14 protein-coding genes are annotated in these 14,033 nt (G+C 43.0%); 3 read left to right on the top strand and 11 right to left on the bottom strand.

The genetic code is table 11. The features are described from left to right. The first annotated feature begins 26 nt into the window (after positions 1–26). Complete coding sequence (locus tag N1I80_RS02130) at positions 27–446, top strand: universal stress protein (protein WP_340736327.1); 420 nt, start codon at positions 27–29, stop codon at positions 444–446. 42 nt (positions 447–488) lie between these two features. Here N1I80_RS02130 and N1I80_RS02125 read toward each other — a convergent pair whose 3' ends face one another. The 9 genes from N1I80_RS02125 to N1I80_RS02085 all read right to left on the bottom strand — a co-directional run bounded on the left by N1I80_RS02125 (position 489) and on the right by N1I80_RS02085 (position 9,032). Beyond that, entirely contained in the window at positions 489–656 is a 168-nt protein-coding gene (locus N1I80_RS02125) for a hypothetical protein (protein ID WP_340736326.1), read from the bottom strand. 31 nt (positions 657–687) lie between these two features. After that, a complete protein-coding gene (locus tag N1I80_RS02120; protein WP_340736325.1) occupies positions 688–3,069 on the bottom strand; it encodes a penicillin acylase family protein in 2,382 nt (793 codons plus the stop codon). A 176-nt stretch (positions 3,070–3,245) separates the two neighbouring features. Further along, complete coding sequence (locus tag N1I80_RS02115; protein WP_340736324.1) at positions 3,246–3,629, bottom strand: Na+/H+ antiporter subunit G; 384 nt, start codon at positions 3,627–3,629, stop codon at positions 3,246–3,248. Continuing rightward, positions 3,607–3,891 (bottom strand): Na(+)/H(+) antiporter subunit F1, encoded by a 285-nt coding sequence (locus N1I80_RS02110; RefSeq protein WP_340736323.1) that lies wholly within the window; start codon positions 3,889–3,891, stop codon positions 3,607–3,609. Before N1I80_RS02110 ends, N1I80_RS02115 begins: the two co-directional genes overlap by 23 nt. After that, the gene (locus tag N1I80_RS02105; RefSeq protein ID WP_340736322.1) at positions 3,891–4,373 is read right to left on the bottom strand and encodes a Na+/H+ antiporter subunit E; all 483 of its coding nucleotides are present in this window, start codon (positions 4,371–4,373) and stop codon (positions 3,891–3,893) included. The genes N1I80_RS02110 and N1I80_RS02105 overlap by 1 nt, the downstream gene beginning before the upstream one ends. Before the next feature lie 19 nt (positions 4,374–4,392). Beyond that, a complete protein-coding gene (locus tag N1I80_RS02100) occupies positions 4,393–5,874 on the bottom strand; it encodes a Na+/H+ antiporter subunit D (protein ID WP_340736321.1) in 1,482 nt (493 codons plus the stop codon). Next, positions 5,867–6,205, bottom strand: coding sequence for a Na(+)/H(+) antiporter subunit C (locus N1I80_RS02095; RefSeq protein ID WP_340736320.1), 339 nt, complete (start codon positions 6,203–6,205; stop codon positions 5,867–5,869). The genes N1I80_RS02100 and N1I80_RS02095 overlap by 8 nt, the downstream gene beginning before the upstream one ends. 3 nt (positions 6,206–6,208) lie before the next feature. Next, positions 6,209–6,631 (bottom strand): Na(+)/H(+) antiporter subunit B, encoded by a 423-nt coding sequence (locus tag N1I80_RS02090; protein WP_340736319.1) that lies wholly within the window; start codon positions 6,629–6,631, stop codon positions 6,209–6,211. Further along, positions 6,618–9,032: a Na+/H+ antiporter subunit A gene (locus N1I80_RS02085; protein ID WP_340739947.1), complete on the bottom strand. Its 2,415-nt coding sequence runs from the start codon at positions 9,030–9,032 to the stop codon at positions 6,618–6,620. The genes N1I80_RS02090 and N1I80_RS02085 overlap by 14 nt, the downstream gene beginning before the upstream one ends. A gap of 629 nt (positions 9,033–9,661) precedes the next feature. Between N1I80_RS02085 and N1I80_RS02080 the strand changes: the two genes are divergently transcribed. Further along, the gene (locus N1I80_RS02080) at positions 9,662–10,336 is read left to right on the top strand and encodes a universal stress protein (RefSeq protein ID WP_340736318.1); all 675 of its coding nucleotides are present in this window, start codon (positions 9,662–9,664) and stop codon (positions 10,334–10,336) included. Positions 10,337–10,649: 313 nt separating this feature from the next. Here N1I80_RS02080 and murB read toward each other — a convergent pair whose 3' ends face one another. Further along, positions 10,650–11,564: a UDP-N-acetylmuramate dehydrogenase gene (murB, locus tag N1I80_RS02075; RefSeq protein ID WP_340736317.1), complete on the bottom strand. Its 915-nt coding sequence runs from the start codon at positions 11,562–11,564 to the stop codon at positions 10,650–10,652. Positions 11,565–11,864: 300 nt separating this feature from the next. On the opposite strand from murB, the gene N1I80_RS02070 reads away from it, so the two are divergent. After that, complete coding sequence (locus tag N1I80_RS02070; RefSeq protein ID WP_340736316.1) at positions 11,865–12,389, top strand: YceI family protein; 525 nt, start codon at positions 11,865–11,867, stop codon at positions 12,387–12,389. Between the two features lie 682 nt (positions 12,390–13,071). On the opposite strand, the gene N1I80_RS02065 is transcribed toward N1I80_RS02070, so the two are convergent. Continuing rightward, entirely contained in the window at positions 13,072–13,779 is a 708-nt protein-coding gene (locus N1I80_RS02065) for a DsbA family oxidoreductase (RefSeq protein ID WP_340736315.1), read from the bottom strand. Positions 13,780–14,033: the final 254 nt, after the last annotated feature.

Here is a 14,033-nt window from a genome sequence, read left to right as displayed (position 1 = left end):
ATAGAGAAAGTTGAGGAGGAGTTTATATGTATAAGAGAATACTTATCGCAGTCGATGGATCAGATAACTCTAAACGTGCAGCAGAGCACGCCGCCTACCTCGTCTCTCTCAATCCAGGGGCGGTTGTCAACATTCTGTACATACTTGACTATGATCGAACGCGTTCTGATGTTCTTCATAATGCAGGAAGCGACGACCTTCATATTGATCGACAAAAGCAGCTAGCACCTATTGAAGAAGTGTTCAAACAGCGTAACGTCACCTATGAGCTCTTCATTAAACACGGGGATCCTGGACCGACAATTGTCATTTTCGCCAACAGCAACAACTTCGACCTCGTCATCGTCGGCAGCCGTGGCTTAAATGCTTTTCAAGAAATGGTGCTCGGTAGCGTCAGCCATAAAGTTGCCAAGCGTGTAACAGCGCCGGTGTTGATTGTTAAATAAAAACAAGCCCATTCCCGCGTTATATACGGGAAGGGCTTATTTTTATTTTGACCATTCATCTTCTAATTCCTTTTCAATTTCTTCATTACTAACAGTAACTGTAACTGTCTCTTTTTCTTTAATATCAAGATGTTTTACGATCAATTTTAGTTGATAGCTAATCGTTGATAAAAACGAAATTACAATTAGCATAAATATGATCAGCAACATGGATAGAACCTCCCTCTATCAATATGTGTTCTTAACGTTCTGCCTTCAATAGCAAAGTCGAGCTCTCTTTAATGTCTCCATCCAACACCGTTTCACGATAATTTCCCTGCACCCAATCATCCACTTGGTTATGGAACCATTGCGATTTCATATGACCGCTCTGGCCCGGTCCTAAAATGTGATACGCTGTCGACAAATCCGAGAGATCGGCAACAAATCGCCAAGGCGCACCATGATCCACTGTGCCATCCTCTTGGAAGGCAGCTGCCTGAACCGTCACATTCGATCCACCAATCGCTTGTTTTTTCGGATTCAAGAAATACTCAAAGATTGGCGAAGCCCCTGATAGCGCATGTGGGAACTCTACCTGATGGAAATCTCCCCACTTCCAGCTCGCTACTTTCTTACCAAACTGCTCCTCGATATCCCCCACGGACTGTTCAAAGGAATCAAACACCCACTTATCAACACCGCCATACTGCTCTATCCATGCTCCAGGTTCACCCGCATACGCAGCACGCAATAGTTGGTCTGTAATCGAACCTTTCCCTGGTAACAGCTTATAGACGTCTTCTGGCATCTCTTCACTAAACATGACAATCGGTAATTGTTTCATCAGCTTATGAAAAACAAGTGGAGCTGCTGCATCTACGGAATCGAGTTGATCCCACTCGCGAAGCATCGACACAACTTCCTTATACTTCTCACCTTCATCTTGCGCTTCAATCGAACCAAGCAAGTCGTTCAAAAATTCACCTGCATACATATTTTTCTGATCCATTTGCAATTGCATCATATCTTCCGGTGTAAAGTCGTCCCTTTCACGTAGCACTTCCGCTATTCGTTCATAACGATAAGGCTGCGCCCACATTTTTGTAATATGATAAGGATAGGAGTCATCAATGACTTCATTATTCGCTGTCGCAATAAACCCTTCCTCCGGATTCACAACACGCGGCAATTCATCATATGGCACATAACCCGTCCAGCCGTAATCAGATGAGTCTCCAGGAACAGGCAACTGCGCATCCCCTTTTTTCCGAATCGGAATACGACCATTTGCTTTATAGGCAATCGTGCCATCTTTTCCCGCAAAAACAAAGTTTTGTGCAGGCGCATTGAAATCTTCCAACGCCTTTTCAAACCCTTCCCAATCCTTCGCCCTGTTCATATTCAGGATAGCTTCCAATTCTCTCGTCGGTTCCAACGCTGTCCACTGCATTGAAAACAGCGCACCCGGATCCTCTTCCTTATACAAAATGTCTGAAATAATCGGTCCATGTCTTGTGATCACAACTTCAAACGGTATATCTTCCCCATCTTTCACGGAAATCGTTTCATCCCGCACTTCAGCCTGCTCCCACTGCCCATCATATAAAAATTGTGTTGAATCATCAGGTTTCGGTATTTCAATATAAAGATCCTGCACATCAGGTCCAACATTGGTCACGCCCCATGCAACATCCTCGTTATGTCCAAGAATAATCCCCGGAACACCCGCAAAAATAACACCACCAACATTTTGCTCTGGTGACTTCAAATGCATCTGATACCAAATCGATGGTGTATCGAGTCCAAGATGCGGATCATCTGCTAACAACGGCAACCCAGATGCTGTTTTATCACCCGATACGACCCAGTTATTACTGCCATTGAATTCCGGCGGCTCAAGACCCGGATCAAATCGTCCAGCAACCGTAACTGGATTGGCAATATTCGCTTCGATTATTGACGGTGCATTGTCAGGATAAGTTATGAACAACTCCCGCGCCTTGTCTTCCGGGAAATTATTCAATGCCCAGTGACGAACCGCTAAACTATCCCAGTTTCCCCCAAGGTCATATGCCATGAACTTCCCAATCGTTAATGAATCAACCGCAGTCCACCGTTCTGGCTGATAACCAAGAATCTTAAACTCATATGGCAGCTTGTCATCCCACTGCGCCTTTGCGATAAAGGCATTGACACCTTCCGCATACCAATCGAGCACCTTCTTGGCCTCTTCCCCATAGCCGCCGTAGGACGCTTCAGCGGCTGCGCGTAAACTAAAGGTACGGAACTTCTTATCTGTTCCTACCGCAGCTTCCCCAACAACTTCAGACAATCGTCCACTCGCCTGCCTACGCGCCATATCCATTTGGAATAAACGATCCTGTGCCTGCACATACCCTTGCACACGGTACAAATCTGCATCCGACTCCGCCGTTATATGCGGTACCCCAAACGTATCCCGCTCAACCGTGACATTCTTCTCTAGAAATTCCGCAACGATTTCCCCTTCAATAAAAGGCTTAGACTTTCCTATATATGTATTGACTACTACCAGCGCCACTATAGCCACAACTACTAAAACACCAAACAGAGATAACAAAATTTTCAACCATTTCCCCATACGTCTTCCGTTCTTCCCCATTCATGCACCCTCCCATTCTTTCCTTAATATATTATTCTACTATTTCCGTTAAATACCTTCTTCTCCTAATAGTCCTGTGAGCACATAACATTTTCAACAAACTAGACTACACTAACACGAAAGCTGGCAACGTTTCTCCCAATCCTAACAGCGCTAAAAAAAGGACGAGCTAGCCATCAGCGGCCAGTCTCGTCCTCTTCCACGTTTTCTTCCTTATGCAACACTTCGTACAGCGCATCTTCCACCGAAATATCCGCCAACTTCACTTTCGACCGATATGCCGCCCGAATAATCAAATGTCCGGCAACGGGAGCTGTCAAAAACACGAAGACAATCCCCAGCAATACTCGGACACTGATAAATTGTTCACTAAACCAAAAATATAAAAACGTTCCTGATAAGGTCAACAACACCGCTAACGTCGAACTTTTCGTCGCTGCATGAGATCTCGTATAAACATCCGGCAAACGAATCAGCCCGAAAACACTGATAACACTCGCAATCCCGCCTGTCAAAATAAGCAATGCACCTATAAACTCACCGATCTCGTTTACGCTCAACGATAACACCCCTCTCGATAAATTTGGAGAAGGCAATTGTACCAATAAACGATAGAATACCTAATATCAAAATAACTTCCAAAAAAGCTTTCGTATTCAGCATAATAGACACTACTGCAATCGTCGCAATCAAGTTCACACCAATCATGTCAAGTGCAATGACCCGGTCAGGCATCGACGGCCCGAGGATAATCCGAATGACAGCAATCGCGATTGTCGCCGAAAATAACACCAGTGCAATCGTTAGCATCGTTTCAATCATCAGCGGGTCACCTCCATAATTGCCTTTTCAAAATTGCCTAGCTGACTTAATAGCGCATCCTTCGACTGCTCTACATCCATCGCATGAATGTAAAGTACATTCCCCTCAGGCGATACTTCCATAACGACTGATCCTGGCGTCAGCGTTAACAGTAGAGAAAGCATCGTCACTTCCACATCACTTTTCAGCACCGTTTCATATTTAAAAATACCTGGTTTAATTTTCAGCCTTGGACTTAAAATTTGTCTTAACACAATAATACTTGATTGTGTCAGCTCCGATATGAAAATAAAAAGTAACTTAATCGTCGCATACAGCCTACGCAAGTAAAATTGCGTGCCAAAAAATCGATGCATGAAAAAGATGATGCCAATTCCAACAAGGAAGCCGGCAAAGAAAGTCGTGAATCGTAGTTCATCTTCATCCATCAACGTCATCCACAAAAATGCGATGAACAAGTTCAATAATAACTGAGCTGGCATCATCCCTCACCTCTTCTTCCTATTCATCCTGGAGAACTGCCTTAATATAGATTTCTGGGTTCATCAGTGTATGAGCAGCATCACTGACATACACAGCAATTCCCTCTGCCCCTAGTCCGAGCGCAACCGTCAAAACACCGAGCATAACACAAGGAATGAGAATGCCCTTTTTCAACGGTACATCATCATCCTCATTAATAATCGTCTCTCCCCAAAAACAATTCATGAAGATCCGTAATAACGAGTACAAGACAAAAATACTAGATATGAACGCAATGGCAAGCAATACAAATGCCCCCGCCTCAATCGTCCCTTGCCCCACATACACTTTACCAATGAACCCACTCAACGGCGGAATCCCAGCAAGTGACAACATCGTGATGAAAAATAGCCATCCCAAAATAGGATAGTTACGTATGAGCCCACTCATCTGCTCAATTCTTGCCGTACCCGTCAAATAAATCATTGTTCCGGCTAACAAGAACAACAACGCTTTAATAATCATGTCATGAATTAAATAATAAATGGATCCTTGAATCGCCACTTCCGTTGAAACAGCAAGCCCCACAAGAATAAATCCAACCGCAATGACTACGTTATATGACACGATTTGCCGTATATCGTTATGAGCAATGGCACCAATACTGCCACCAATCAACGTCACTGCCGCCATTACACCAATCATCTTATGGGTAATACCTGGCTCATGATAAAAAATAAGCGTAAACATACGGAACATCGCATAAATTCCAACCTTCGTCAGCAACGCACCAAACAAAGCCGCAACGACAGTCGGTGGCGCACTATATGAGCCCGGTAGCCAGAAATACAACAATAGACCTGCCTTCAAACTAAAAACGATTAAAAAGATAATACTAATCACTGTCAATAGCGGTCCCTGTCCCACTTCCGCAATGCGTACCGACAAGTGCGCCATATTCAGCGTCCCAACCGTACCATATAAATACGCAATCGCTACAAGGAAAAACCATGACGACAACACATTGATCGATACATACTTAATTGATTCCACGAGCTGAACCTTTCTGCCGCCAAGCGTAATTAGCACATAAGAGGACAACAGCATCACTTCAAAACAAACAAATAGGTTAAATAAATCTCCCGTTAAAAATGAACCATTCACACCTGCAATGAGGAAAAAGACAAACGGATAGAAAAACATATTTTCAAATGATTTCCCCACTGAAGAAAATGCATAAAATAATAAAATCCCCGTTATAATCGCAGTCGTCACAACGAGTAACATAGCAAACGAATCGGCTACAAATAAAATACCGTAAGGAGGTAGCCAACCACCGAAATCAAGGCGTAAAATACCATCTACCTGAATGCGATTCAAAATATAAATACTAATCCCTATGGTCGCAACAATAGAGAGGATACTCAAAACGCGTTGAATCTTCACATAAGATCTAAGAAATATCAGAACGACCCCTGTTAAAATTGGGATAACCATTGGCAAAACAATCATATTATTCATCTTCAGTACCTCTCAATGCACTGAGATCATCCGACCCAGTTTCCTTATATGTACGATAAGCTAGAACAAGCAAAAATGCTGTAACCGCAAAACTAATAACAATCGCCGTCAAAATTAAGGCCTGTGGCAGGGCATCCGTAAAGTTCCCTGTCTCTTCCCCGATTATTGGAACATTCCCCTTCTTCAATCCGCCCATCGTCATCAACAGCAAATGGACCGCGTGAGATAGGATAGCAGATCCCAAAATGACCCGAACCAAGTTACGAGACAGCAGCAAATAGACCGCAACGGTAACTAGCACTCCAACAAGTATCGTTATTAACGTTTCCATTCGCTACACATCCTCACTAATACTTAAAATAATCGTCACAACAACACCAACGACAGTCAGTGCCACTCCAGCCTCAAACAAGATAACTGTGGACAGCTCCGTATCTCCAAACACCGGTAAATTGAAGTGATTGGCTGTTTGCGTCAAAAACTGGGCACCGAACACCGTCGCCGCGACCCCCGTACCAACTGCCAGCAACACACCGAATGCCGCAATCTTCTTATAGTCAAATGGAATCCCTTGTTGAACTGTTTCGATATCATATACTAAATAAAGCAAGACAAACGCAGAAGAAAGGACCAGGCCGCCGATGAAACCGCCTCCGGGATTGTTGTGCCCCGATAAGAACAGCTCCACCCCGAACGTCAAAATGATGAATACAACAATCCTTGTCACTGTTTCTAAAATGACATCATTGATTTTCAACGTCCTTCCCCCCCTTCCACGCCTTCAGCTTGATTAGCGTAAATACACCAATTCCAGCAATGAAAAGCACGACAACCTCAAGCATCGTATCAAATGCACGGAAATCACCTAATATCGTATTGACGATGTTTTTCCCGCCTGCTAGTTCATAAGAATCTTCAAAATAAACCGAAATAGACTCGAACATTTTATTTCCTTGCACAGTTAAGGCAAGTATTGTAACAATAGCCCCTACCGAAATAGCAATACTTGCATTGACAATCTTTGTAGATAGAGCTGATTTCTCTTTCTTCCATTCCGGCAGAAATCGGAAACAAAGAAGAAATAATGCGGTCGTAACCGTTTCAACAATAATTTGCGTCAGTGCAAGATCAGGTGCACGAAACACAACAAAGAAAAGGGCGATAGAATAACCAAGAACTCCATTCAATATCATTGCAGTCATACGAGATTTCGCAAAAATAATCGCAATTCCGGCTCCCATCATCACAAATACAATAATGTACTCATTAATCGTAATGGAGGCATCACCCGACAAATCAAACAAATAAGTACCTGTCAGGAACATGCTACCACCAACAGCAAAGATGAAGAACGTGAAAATATAAACGAGGTAATCCCTCAAATAGCCCGTCATGTAAAAGCCTGTTAGACGAGACGAACCTTTTTCTGCCTGTACCAAAATGCCATTATAAAGACTATCGAGCGTCCAACTTAACGGTGCCACCTCATAAACACTTCGCCAATAACGGAGGAATAAATAGAGCGCTCCCCCCACAATGACAACACCAATCGTCATCAACAAAGGCATATAATTAAAACCGTGCCAATAAGTAATATGCGGAACTAAGCCTTCTACCCCTTCAAACGGTGGATAGACCGCCGCCATAGCTGGGCGTAATATATAATTGCCAACGAGGTTCGGGAAAAAGAAAATCCCCACGACAAAAATAGCAAGAATAGACGGTGCAATCAGCATCCCCACAGGCGCTTCATGCGGCACTTTATCCAACCGAGCTGGCTGATGTTGACCAAGAAAAGTCTTGAAAACAATAATCATGCTGTAAACAAACGTCAATACGCTCGCAATCCACGCAACGACAGGGAATAAAGTTCCCCACGTCCCCATCGCAAAAATATCAAGATTTCGCACATTCAATACAGATTCAAAAAACATTTCCTTACTCAAAAAACCGTTGAATGGAGGTAAACCAGCCATCGAGAAGCTTCCAATTAGCGCAATCGTAAACGTCACAGGCATGAAGGACATCAACCCACCGAGCCTCCGGATATCCCGTGTCCCCAATTCATGGTCGACAATCCCCACAACCATAAATAACGCACCCTTAAATGTAGAGTGGTTAATAAGATGGAACAATGCGGCAAACGTCGCCTGCGTATAAATAACTGAGTCGGCACTATAACCTTCGTTGAGTGCAGCAGAGCCAAGACCGAAGAGACTCATGATCAAGCCCAGCTGACTAATTGTCGAATAAGCAAGTAGCGCCTTCAGATCTGTCTGCCGCACAGCGTTGAATGAACCCCAGAACAACGTAAAGATCCCCACACAACTAACCGTATAAAACCAAACCGCTTCCCCACCGAATACAGGAGTAAAACGTGCTACAAGGTAAATCCCCGCCTTAACCATCGTCGCTGAGTGTAAATAAGCACTCACCGGCGTCGGTGCTTCCATCGCATCCGGTAGCCAAATATGGAACGGGAACTGAGCGGATTTCGTAAAAGCACCAAGTAAAACGAGCAACATAGCTAGCAAGAACAAACTATCATCGGTATACTGACCAATCGTTGCGATAATCTCGCGGACGCTAAACGAGCCTGTCAACGTATGCAACATGATAAAACCCGCAAGCATGGCTATCCCGCCCGACACCGTAATGAGCATCGACTTTTGCGCACCGTAACGAGATTTTTTTCGATGATACCAAAATGCAATTAATAGAAAGGACGAAATACTAGTCAATTCCCAAAAAACATACAACACCATCAAGTTATCCGAAAAGATAACCCCAAGCATCGAACCCATGAACATCAAAAGATAAACATAAAAGCGCCCTAATGCTTCTCGTTCCGACAAATAATATATAGAGTAAAGGATAACAAGACTCCCTACTCCTGTAATCAAAAGTCCAAAAATCATACTTAGACCGTCAAGATACGTTGTAAAATTAATGCCAGCAGAATCAATCCACTTAATGGTATGTATATAGGTTTCACCACCGGAAACCGCAGGAATAAAGCGGGCGAGCACAATGAATAGTACAAGGGGAACAAGCAGGACAAACCACCCAATATTTCGACTTGGCACCCTCTTATAGACAAACGGAACGAGGACTGCCGCCAAAAATGGGATTAGAATTGCTATCGTTATCGTCAAAATACAACCTCCAATACTAAAACAGGATAAAAAAAGTAATCAAATTATTTACAGATAAACCACACGCTTTGTACACGGATTATTTTATGTATCGAGTAAACTTGACGCACGTCGAGACAGGCGGCATAATAGGTAGCTAAAGATACCCATTTTAGAGGAATTTCAATACGTTTATCTAATCAATTACGTCCTGGCGTAATTGTGTCCAAATTTCGAATTGCGCTTGATGCCTACATGATGTAGGTCATGCAGGCAGTACAACAGGACGTCGCGAACTTAGACTGCCTTCCTAGCTCCTTTCAAAATCTGTGACATCCGTCAGAGGCTTACCTTAACTCAGTGGCAGTTTGGAATTACTCTGGTTTATGCGCATTTCAACATACATCCCACTAATTATATAAGCTGGGATTTCCACTGAATCAAGGTAAATTATACACTAAAATGAAACACTACGCACTTTGTAATGTTTTCACACGCAAGTATCTTGTCAAAATCAGCTTTTTCATATATACTAGTTTGGTTTTCAATCGACATTTAACTAAGTACTATCCGTGACATCCGTCGGAGGCTTTATCTGAATTCAGATAAACGGATTTTAACACACAATAACATTTAAGAGGTGAACTACCGTCATGGGCAAAGTAAAAGGTCGTATGGACGAGAGTATTCTCGTTTGTGTCTACTACGGTCCAAATGGTGAACGTCTCATTAGACGCGGACATAAAATGGCGACAATCATGGACTGTCCACTGTATATTTTAACAGTCGACCCGCTTCCAAATGATGAGTTTGATGCGGAGAAATCAGACTACATCGAGCGTTGGCAGGAGCTTGCTGAAGAGCTCGATGTTGAGGAGTTTATTATACGCGATAACGAAAAGCGTCCTTCCGCCAAAGTCATTAAAGAAGTGGCACATCAGCACAACATCACACAAATCATTATTGGGCAAACTGCTCAAAGTCGATGGGAAGAAATCACAAAAGGTTCGTTCATGAACGTCTTGTTACGTGAGATTACGTTCGTTGATTTCCACGTGGTCTCTGTCGATCGCGCCATCAAAGATGAGATTGACGGGATGTTTGAAAAAGGTGTTCGTGCCTACTTAATGGAAGAGGGCGACAGCTTTCGAATCTGTTTCACATTATCAAAAGAAGCTCGCTTTGAAGGAATCTTCTTCAAGGAAATCGGGACTGATTTCAATAATGGATTATTCAAGTTCATGAGCAACAACAAAATGTGCCAAGTGCATATTACAGATGATCAAGTGACCGATCCTTCACTGCTCAGCTGTCAAATTGAGAAATAAAGAAAAGCGGATGCCCATTTCAACAAGGCATCCGCTTTTCTATTATCTTGTCTAGACTCCAGGCGCCAGACGTTCGAGTCGCTTGGGCCTACAGGATGTAGGTCATGCAGTGGAGAGGGATTGAACTTCATCCCTCTTTGTTGCCACAGGACGTGGCGATTTTAGACTGCCTTCTACTTGCTGATAAAGGCAAAGAGCGCCTTTATCTTCAAGTCTTCCGACGTACAGGATGTTCTATTGCCGACGTTGCCACAGGACGTGGCGAACTTAGTCGGCCAGCGCTTGTCACGTCTACATGGCGACTTCCGCTTTTCTATATTTCCTCACCAACAATTTTCACTTCAAGCTCTAAATCCACATCGAACTTCTTTTTCACCTCTACTTTCACCATTTCAATGGTCTGAATGTAATCAGAAGCCGTTGCATTGTTTTTATTAATAATAAAGCCAGCGTGCTTCAGCGATACTTCGGCACCGCCACGTCCCTTGCCTTGCAAGCCACAGTCTTGAATCAATTTCCCGGCAAAATAGCCCGGTGGTCGCTTAAAGACACTTCCCGCTGAAGGATATTCAAGCGGCTGCTTTGATTCGCGCTGAAAAGTTAAATCCGCTACCTTTGCATCGATAACTTCCTGTTCCCCCTCGGCCAATTCGAAATCAGCAGACAGGACATAATAGCCTTCTTTAGCGATAATACTTTGACGATAACCGAGCTCTAGTTCATCTTTAGACAAGACAAGTTGCTGTCCAGACTTCGTTAGCACAGTTGCTTGCACAATAATATCTTTAATTTCCCCACCGTATGCACCCGCATTCATTGCCATGGCGCCTCCGATCGAACCTGGGATACCACACGCAAACTCAAGACCTGTCAAAGTCGCTGCTGCAGCATGCTTCGACACGTCAATAATAAGTGCACCCGCCTCTGCATGGACATGCGTTCCATCAATCTGGATGCCGTTAAGCTCTGCGAGATGCAGAACGATTCCTCTGACACCACCATCCCTTACAACCATATTTGACCCATTGCCAAGTAACAGCAACGGGATTTCATTGTCGGATGCATACCGTATCGTTGCGGCTGTCTCATCTATCGTTGCAGGAATCACAAGAAGATCTGCAGCCCCTCCAAGCTTTGTCATCGTATATTTACATAGCGGTTCATCTACTAGCAATGTACCTTGTGTAATTGTAGTTTGAAGCTCCTCAAGCCATTGATGCTTCGACATCAACATTCAATCCTTTCAATAAAACATATCCATTACAATCCAACCTGGGTTTGAAACTTTCCTGAGCCGGGTAGACTTTATATGTAATCTCGCCACCTTTAAAACGAGCTAAACGCATCGTTGACTCCTTTCATAGTATGCTTGGATTTTTTTCTTTTGACAAGCAATTTCATCAATAGGCATAGCATATTTCGCATCTCAAATAAAAATGTATCTCAAATTCGAGATATTTATCTTGACTTCAAGATATAGAGGTTATATAGTGAGAACAGATCTTATTTCAGAAAGGAAGTTTTAACAATGACAAAATGGACAGTAGACGCTTCACACACGAGTGTTGGTTTTACAGTAAAGCATATGATGGTTTCGAAAGTAAAAGGTAGCTTTGGATCAGTTGAAGGCACACTTGAAGGAAACCCAGAAGATTTAACAGGCGCAAAAATCGATTTCAAAATCGACGCCTCTTCTATCAATACAAATAGCGAAGACCGAGACAATCACCTTCGTTCTGGGGACTTCTTTGATACAGAAACGTATCCGAGCATCACATTTGTTTCAACAGATATCGTGAAAAAAGGCAACGACTACGATGTAACAGGCGATATGACAATTAAAGACGTAACGAAAAAAATTACGTTTGAAGCATCTTACGAAGGTACAGGGAAAAATCCTTGGGGCATTGATGTTGCAGCTTTCGAAGTAGACGGAAAAATTTCAAGAAAAGAGTTTGGCCTTACATGGAACCAAGCACTTGAAGCAGGCGGCGTTCTTGTAGGAGACGACATTAAAATTTCAATCGACCTACAAGTAAACCCAGCTCAATGATTTGAAGTTAATTAGAAAAGCACTCCACAGTAATTGCAATTACTGTGGAGTGCTTTTTTTGGTGGACAAATACCTGCTTTTCTAGCTTTATTTGCCGAATCTCGGGCAAATAAATATTTATGGCAAACAGCTTGTACTGATTGGGAATGAATCGGATAGACTCCTTTTGTATTTTTTTGTAATTCGCTTTTCGTGATCTATTTCCCCGTTTTTAGATGATGTTCTTTCACAAGTTCCAAACAGCGATTCCATACTTCCCCAGAAACTTGATTACACTGAAATAATCGGTCAATCATTTCCTTATTCGCCCGAAAAGATGTTTTAAGACAACGAATCATATTCATCTCTCCAATCTATCCCAACTGATTATTCTTACAACCAATCATACCATGAATCGAAACAGACGTTCTATATAAATTCGTATCAAGTGCAAACATTCATCTCCTACCTACGCTTTGCGTTGAGGAAGGAGAATTCTGCCTTGGAATGTTAAATAGTTTTTAAGGATAACGCCACCATATTTTTATATACCATTACCGGCCAAATGTAAAAGAGGCACATACGGTTATCGTATATGCCTCTTTTTTATTATCAATTATGCCAAGGCGTAATTGCGTCCGGATTTTGAATTGCGCTTGCGTACCCGCAGGATGCAGCGCCCAATTCAGCCGGTTGAATTAAGTTAAATACTGCACCCATCATCCGTGCATAATCCTTCTCCATCAGCGCCTAACACTTTAAGGCTCGGTTGAATCCCTTCTTCTTCCGCCACTTTGCGCAGTGCTTCTGCAAATGCTTCTGCAGGTTGTGCACCTGAAATCGCATATTTACGATTAATGACGAAAAACGGCACACCTTGTACGCCAATCTGTTTAGCTTCTTCGATATCAGCTTTTACTTCCGCTGCAAACTCGTCAGATTCGAGTACTTGCTGCGCACGCTCTCGAGAAATTCCTACTTCTTCCGCAAGTCGAAGCAATACATCCTCCGTACCAATTTTTTCAGCGTCAATGAAATACGCTTTCAAAAGCCGTTCAGATACTCGCGCTCCAAGGCCTTGCTGCTCAGCAAGCTTCGCAAGACGGTGAGCATTAAATGTGTTAGCAGGCCTTATTTTGTCAAAGTTATAGTTCAGTCCAACCGACTCTGCTTGTGCAGTTACATTCCCCGTCATGTTCTTCGCTTCTTCCACACTCGTTCCGTATTTCTCTGCAAGTACTTCTGGCATCGTCTTATCAGATGTAGCCGGCGAATTCGGATCCAATTCAAATGCCTTGAAAATAACCTCTGTATTTTCCCCTAGACCTGTTTCCTTCAATGCTTCTTCAAACCTTCGCTTACCGATATAACAAAATGGACATACATAATCCGACCAAATTTCAACTTTCATTTTGTCACACACCTTTCTTATCTTCATTTTAAGTTCAATTGAAGTGAGCAACAATGAATATGCTTATTGTCAGGGAAATTGGTGAACTGTAAGAGCAAGTTTGCAAACTGTAAGGGAGAAACCGAAAACTCTAAGGGCATTGCCAAACTGTCAGGGCAAATTGGCGAACTCTAAGAGCAATTTCGCAAACTGTAAGGGAGAAACCAAGAACTGTAAGTGTAACTCACTAAACAGCAAAAAAGCTGCACCCGGTT

Origin of the sequence: Sporosarcina sp. FSL K6-3457 (genome assembly GCF_038007285.1) — a bacterium.
GTDB lineage: Bacteria > Bacillota > Bacilli > Bacillales_A > Planococcaceae > Sporosarcina.
Note: the sequence above shows the minus strand (reverse complement) of the source record. Positions and strands in the feature narration are given on the sequence as shown.

Excerpts from the sequence above, each read along its gene's own strand:
- N1I80_RS02070 (WP_340736316.1), top strand. The coding sequence starts at position 11,865 with ATGACAAAATGGACAGTAGACGCTTCACACACGAGTGTTGGTTTTACA.
- N1I80_RS02100 (WP_340736321.1), bottom strand. The coding sequence starts at position 5,874 with ATGAATAATATGATTGTTTTGCCAATGGTTATCCCAATTTTAACAGGG.
- N1I80_RS02065 (WP_340736315.1), bottom strand. The coding sequence starts at position 13,779 with ATGAAAGTTGAAATTTGGTCGGATTATGTATGTCCATTTTGTTATATC.
- N1I80_RS02095 (WP_340736320.1), bottom strand. The coding sequence starts at position 6,205 with ATGGAAACGTTAATAACGATACTTGTTGGAGTGCTAGTTACCGTTGCG.
- N1I80_RS02130 (WP_340736327.1), top strand. The coding sequence starts at position 27 with ATGTATAAGAGAATACTTATCGCAGTCGATGGATCAGATAACTCTAAA.
- N1I80_RS02120 (WP_340736325.1), bottom strand. The coding sequence starts at position 3,069 with ATGGGGAAGAACGGAAGACGTATGGGGAAATGGTTGAAAATTTTGTTA.
- N1I80_RS02125 (WP_340736326.1), bottom strand. The coding sequence starts at position 656 with ATGTTGCTGATCATATTTATGCTAATTGTAATTTCGTTTTTATCAACG.
- N1I80_RS02110 (WP_340736323.1), bottom strand. The coding sequence starts at position 3,891 with ATGATTGAAACGATGCTAACGATTGCACTGGTGTTATTTTCGGCGACA.
- N1I80_RS02080 (WP_340736318.1), top strand. The coding sequence starts at position 9,662 with ATGGGCAAAGTAAAAGGTCGTATGGACGAGAGTATTCTCGTTTGTGTC.
- murB (WP_340736317.1), bottom strand. The coding sequence starts at position 11,564 with ATGTCGAAGCATCAATGGCTTGAGGAGCTTCAAACTACAATTACACAA.
- N1I80_RS02105 (WP_340736322.1), bottom strand. The coding sequence starts at position 4,373 with ATGCCAGCTCAGTTATTATTGAACTTGTTCATCGCATTTTTGTGGATG.